This is a genomic window from Enhygromyxa salina, from assembly GCF_002994615.1.
Classification (GTDB): Bacteria; Myxococcota_A; Polyangia; order Nannocystales; family Nannocystaceae; genus Plesiocystis; species Plesiocystis salina_A.
In genome coordinates this window covers 1-5,680 of record NZ_PVNK01000228.1, presented here as the reverse complement: position 1 = coordinate 5,680, position 5,680 = coordinate 1, and the positions used below count along the sequence as shown (strand labels likewise).

The following is a 5,680-nucleotide window of genomic DNA, read 5'->3' as shown; positions in this document are numbered from 1 at the left end:
CGACGACGCCCCTGCGTCGCCGCCCATCAAGCCGCGCATGTACTCGACGATCTCGCCCAGCGTCCGCAGCGTGCCCATGTGGCCCGCGTCGATCTGCGGCAGCCCCGGGACCTGCTCTTGAACCGCCGCCAGGATCTCGACCCGCTTGATCGAGTCGATCCCGAGCTCCGCCTCCATGTCCATCGACAGCTCCAGCATCTGCTCCGGGTAGCCGGTCTTGTCCGCGACCACCGTCAGCATCAGCGCCTCGAGATCCACCCCCGGCGCGGGCGCGGGCGCGGGCTCGGCGACCGGCGGCGTGGGTGCTGCCGCGACCGGAGCGGGCTCGGGCGCCGCGACGGGCGCGGGCGTGGCGACAGGCTCAGGTACGGGCACGGGCGCCGCGACTTGCACGGGTGCAGGTGCAGGTGCAGGCGCGTAGTGCTGCACGGGCGGCGCCGTCATGACCGGCTGCGCGGGGATCTGCGCCGCGACGCCAGGCGCGACCGGCAGCGCAACCCCAGCCATCGCGGCGAGGCCCGAGAGGCTGGACTCGGTCACGCGCAAGAACGCGGCGTGCGAGCTCGCCATCGTCTGCTGAACCATGGCGTGGGTCTGCGCCGTCTGACGCTGAGCCTCCTGCCAGGCTGCGAGCCAGGCGTCGCCCACGGGCGCAGCCGCGGGCTGGATCGCTGCGCTCGGGCTCATCGCCGGAGCGGCCGGAGCCGGGGTCCACGCAGGCGCGGGCGCGGCCGCAGGCGCCGGCGCGGCCGCAGGAGCTGGCGCGGCCGCAGGAGCCGGCGCGGCCGCAGGAGCTGGCGCGGCGACAGGCGCGGGCGCGGGCGCGGCGACAGGGGCGGGACTCGGGGTCGTGCTTGGCTTGTCCATCGGTGTCTGCGACGAGGCGGCCACGGGCCGCGGAGGATTGGGACCCGGGAGGTCCTTGGCCCCGCCCACGGGCGGATAGGGCTTTTGCGGGTTGGACCCGCACAGGGGCACGGCCAGCTTGGGCTTGGGCCGCGTGTGCGGATCGGCGGGCGGCAGGTAGCCATCCCACAACACCTCGAAGCGCAGCGGAACACCCAGGGCGCACAGTCGCGCCAGCGCCCGCGTCAGCGAGGTCACGCTCCCGACCCCGCGCCGGTCGAGGGCGATCGCCGCGTGCTCGCGCCCGTCGAGGATCTTGCCGACGAGGTTGGTCAGGACCGAGCCCGGACCGACCTCCACGAATGTATGCACGCCCGCGTCGGCCATGGCCTCGACGACCGCGGTGAAGCGCACGGGCTCGGCGATCTGCCGCCCGAGCCGCGCGCGCACGGCCGCGGGCTCGGCCTCGTAGGGGGCCCCGGACTCGCCGGAGTAGACCGGCAGCTGCGCGGACTCGAAGCTCAGCTCGTCGAGGAAGCCGGCGAAGGGTTCGGCGCTCGCGGCCACCAGCGGCGAGTGAAAGGCCGACGCGACCGGCAGCCGCTTGACCCCGAACCCCGCGCGCTCGAGCGCCTGCTCGGCGACCTCGATCGCCTGGACGGGCCCGCTGATGACCGTCTGCTTGGGCGCGTTGAGGTTGGCGAGCACGACGTCGTCGACGCCCTCGAGCGCCGCGCGGACTTCGTCGGCCGAGGCCGTGACCGCGCTCATCGTCCCCGGGCGGTCGGACTCAGCCGCGGCGGCCATCAGCTCGCCGCGGCGCCGCGCGACCCGGAGCATGTCGGCCTCGCTGAGCACGCCGCCAGCGTGGAGGGCCATGACCTCGCCGAAGCTGTGCCCGGCCACCGCCTGGGCCTCGACGCCGAGCTCGCGCAGCATCGCGAGCAGCGACGCGCTCGCGCAGCCGATCGCGGGCTGAGCCCACTGGGTCTCGCGCAGCTTGATCTCGTCGGCCGCCCGCGCCTCGTCGTCGAAGCGGGGGATCGGGAACACGACGCGGTCGAGGGCCAGGCCGTTGCCGAGCGGGGCATCGGCGGCGCGGTCCCAGGCCCCGCGGGCGACCTCGTAGCTCATGGCCAGCTCCGCGGTCATGCCGACGTACTGGCTGCCCTGGCCCGGGAACAGCAGCCCGACCCCGCCGACTTGGGGCCCGAGCCCGTAGGCGGTCCCGTCGGGGCTCTCGAACGCGGTCTCGGGCGACGCCTCGATCTGCTTGGCCGCGCGCTCGAGCTTGGTCCGCAGCTCGTCCTCGTCGCTCGCGACGAGCGCGAGCCGGGCCGGGGAGCTCGGGTCGAACTGACGCTGGCTGTCCCACGCCGCGAAGCGCAGGAGCCCGCGCTCGTCGCAGCGCCCCGCCCACGCTCGCGCCTTGCTGGCGAGCTCGGCTCCGCTCGCGCCACCGAGGACCACGAGCTCGACCGGGAGCGTGCGCAGCCGCTCGGCCCTGGCCCCGGCGCCCGCGTACTCCTCGAGCAGGAGGTGAAAGTTGGACCCGCCGAAGCCAAACGCGCTCACGCCCGCGCGCCGCGGGTGCTCGGACCCGCGGATCCACGGCCGCGCCTCGGTGTTGAGGTAAAAGGGCGAGTCGTCGACCTCGAGCGCGGGGTTGGGCCGCTCGACCTTGATCGTGGGCGGCAGGACCTTGTGGTGCAGCGCCATCACGGCCTTGAACAGCCCGGCGGCCCCAGCCGCGGCCTTGGTGTGGCCGATCTGCGACTTGACCGTGCCCAGCGCGCACCACTGCGCGCCCTCGCTGGCCCCAAAGGCCTGCTTCAAGCCCTGAAACTCGGCCGCGTCGCCGGCCTTGGTCCCGGTCCCGTGGGCCTCGATCAATTCGACGGTCCGCGGCTCGACCCCGGCGTGGTCCCAGGCCCGGCGCAGGGCCTTGGCCTGGCCCGCCGACACCGGCGCGTAGACGCTCTTCGAGCGCCCGTCCGAGGACGAGCCGATCCCGCGCAGGACCGCGTAGATCCGGTCGCCGTCGCGCTCGGCGTCGTCGAGGCGCTTGAGCGCGACCATGCCCAGGCCCTCGCCGAGCATCGTCCCGTCGGCTTGATCGGAGAAGGGTCGGCAGTCCCCCGAGGCCGACAGCGCCGGCGTCTTGGAGAAGCACATGAACATGAAGATGTCGTTGAGCGTGTCGACGCCCCCGGTGATGACCATGTCGGAGTCGCCGAGGTAGAGCTCCTGCGCGGCCATGCTCAGCGCCGCGAAGGTCGAGGCGCAGGCCGCATCGGCCACGCAGTTGGTCCCGCCGAGGTCGAGGCGGTTGGCGATCCGCCCGGCGACGACGTTGCCGAGCAGGCCGGGGAACGAGCTCTCCTCCCACGGCGTGTAGTGATCGGCGATCCGATCGCAGACCGCCTGGACCTCGTCCTCGCCGAGGCCCTGCTCGCGCAGCGACTTGACCCAAACAGGCTTTTGCAGCCGGCTGATCATCGACGCGAGCAGCTCCTGGGCCGAGGTCACCCCGAGGATGACCGAGATCCGCGAGCGATCCATCGACTCGAACTGGCCCCGGGCCGCGTCGCGCAGGACCTGCTCGGCGACGATCAGCCCGAGCAGCTGCGAGGTGTCGGTCGCCTTGATGATGTTCGGCGGCACGCCCCAGGTCAGCGGGTCGAAGTCGACCTTCGACAAGAAGCCCCCGCGCTTGGCGTAGGTCTTGTCGGGCGCCCGCGGATCGGGGTCGTAGTAGTCCTCGGGCAGCCAGTGGGTCGTCGGGACCTCGGTCAGCAGATCGGTGCCAGCGAGGATGTCGGTCCAAAACCCGGTCGCGTCGCTCGAGCCGGGGAACAGGGCGGAGGCGCCGACGATGGCGAGAGGGGGGCGGGTCTTCGTTGTCATGAGAATTAGCCCAGTGGCCGCGGACGGTAGTCAAAGGCGGCGGCCGGGACCGGCACGCCGTAGCTGCGTAGTTGTTGGGCGCGGGTGATGACCGCGGCGCCCTCGATCAGGTTGCGGGCGACCTGCACGACCGTGCGGGCCTCGGGCGCGGCGAGGAAGCTGCCCGCCGTCCAGGTGTTGAACGCGCCCATCGCCGGGCCGCACCAGATCTGAAAGTCGGTCCGGCGCTCGGCCTCACCGACGATCGCCCAGCGGCTCGACTGGCCCAGGTACGAGCGAAACACGAGCGCGAGCTTGTGGCGCGGGTCGGCCTCGGCCTTGGTCACCTCGCCGGGGTCGCGCTCGGTCCAAAACCGCCGGGTCGAGGCCCAGGCCTCGTCGAAGCTCGCGCGCAGATGCTGCTGCTCGACCTTGCGCCGCTCTTCGGCCGGGATCTCGTCCCAGGTCGCGTGGGCCCGGTAGAGCTCGTAGAGGCGCTTGGCCCGGGGGCCGAACATGGTCCCGCGGCGCAAGACCTGGACCTCGACGCCGAGCTCGAACATGTCGGCGGCCGGGGCCATGATCACGTCGGCGATCCCGGCCTCGGCCAGCATCTGCTTGCCGCTTGGGTCGAGGCCCGACTCGACGCAGGCCTGGTTGACCGAGCCCGTGACCACGTACGCGGCCCCGAGCGCGAACGCGCTGGCGACCGCGCTCGGCGTGCCGACGCCGCCCGCTGCGCCGACCCGGATCGGCCGCGAGTAGCCGCGCGCGCCGACGATCTCGTCGCGCAGCGCGAGCATGCTCGGGAGCAGGGCCGCGAGGGGGCGGTTGTCGGTGTGGCCGCCCGAGTCCGACTCGACGGTGATGTCCTCGGCGACCGGCACGTGGCGGGCGAGCTCGACCTCGCGCGCGCTGAGCTGCCCGCGCTCGTGCAGGACCTTCAACAGCTTGGCGGGCGCCGGCTCGAGGAAGTGACGGGCGACCTCGAGGCGCGAGACCTTGGCGAACACCTGGCGCGGCCGCACGATCCGACCCTGCTGATCTTCGTGGATCCCCGCGATCGCGTAACGCACGATCGCGGGCGTCAGGGCCATGAAGGCCGCCGCCGAGACCCGGCGAACCCCGCGCTCGATGTACAGCTGCGCGACCGCGTCCTCGAGCGCGGGCTCCTGCGGCGAGTGGATCAGGTTGCAGCCCCAGGGGGCCGAATCGCCGAGCTCGCGCGAGAGCTCGGACACCGCCTGTTCGACGCGCCCGTAGGCCAGCCCCGCCGCGCCGAAGAAGCCGAGGAAGCCCGCGCGCCCGGCCTCGCTCACGAGCCGCGTGGTTGCGATGCCGTTGGCCATCGCGCCGGTCACGTAGGGGAAGCGGACGCCGTGGGTCTCGGCGAAGCTGCGGTCGCCGAGCCACTCGGGAAACAAGGGCGGCAGCCGGCCCCACACCGGCCACGCGGGTCGCCCCTGCGGCGCCGGATCCATCCCGAACTCGCCGCCGACGGCGACGCCGATCGAGCCGGTCTGCGGATGTCGAAGCACGAAGGCCGGCTCGCGCGCGCGCTGGACCGCGGCGACGATCGCCGGTCCCGTGAAGGCCGGAGCGCTGTCCTGGGCGTGCCAGAAGCCCGCTGAGAAATCATGTTCGGAGGCCATTTGTCGACGTCAGCCCGGAAGGTGCCACCGAGTGGCGCCTACGGGCAGCGCAAACCAAACAAATTCGTGTCTCAGTTGTGTCACCGGGCCTCTTCAGGCCATCGTGTGGGCCGGATGACCTGCTCGCATGGCTCCTATAGAAGCTTGTTTTCTCACCTTCACGCGTGCAGATCTCTCGCCCGCCACCAGGTGGCACTTCTCACCCGGGATCTCGATACAATTGAGCCGTGTCGTCGCCGCCACGCAACTTGCGCCCGAGTCGAGCGCGCAGCGCTTGATTCAGGGCTAGCAGCCCG

2 protein-coding genes are annotated in these 5,680 nt (G+C 72.6%); both read right to left on the bottom strand.

The window, feature by feature from the left end; all coding sequences use genetic code 11:
* A partial coding sequence (locus ENSA5_RS26305; protein WP_146156142.1) for a type I polyketide synthase occupies nucleotides 1-3,753 on the bottom strand: 3,753 nt, incomplete at its 3' end.
* A 5-nt stretch (nucleotides 3,754-3,758) separates the two neighbouring features.
* Nucleotides 3,759-5,384 carry a PfaD family polyunsaturated fatty acid/polyketide biosynthesis protein gene (locus ENSA5_RS26300; RefSeq protein WP_106394445.1) on the bottom strand — a complete coding sequence of 542 codons (1,626 nt, stop codon included), beginning with the start codon at nucleotides 5,382-5,384 and terminating at the stop codon, nucleotides 3,759-3,761.
* Nucleotides 5,385-5,680 lie beyond the last annotated feature (296 nt).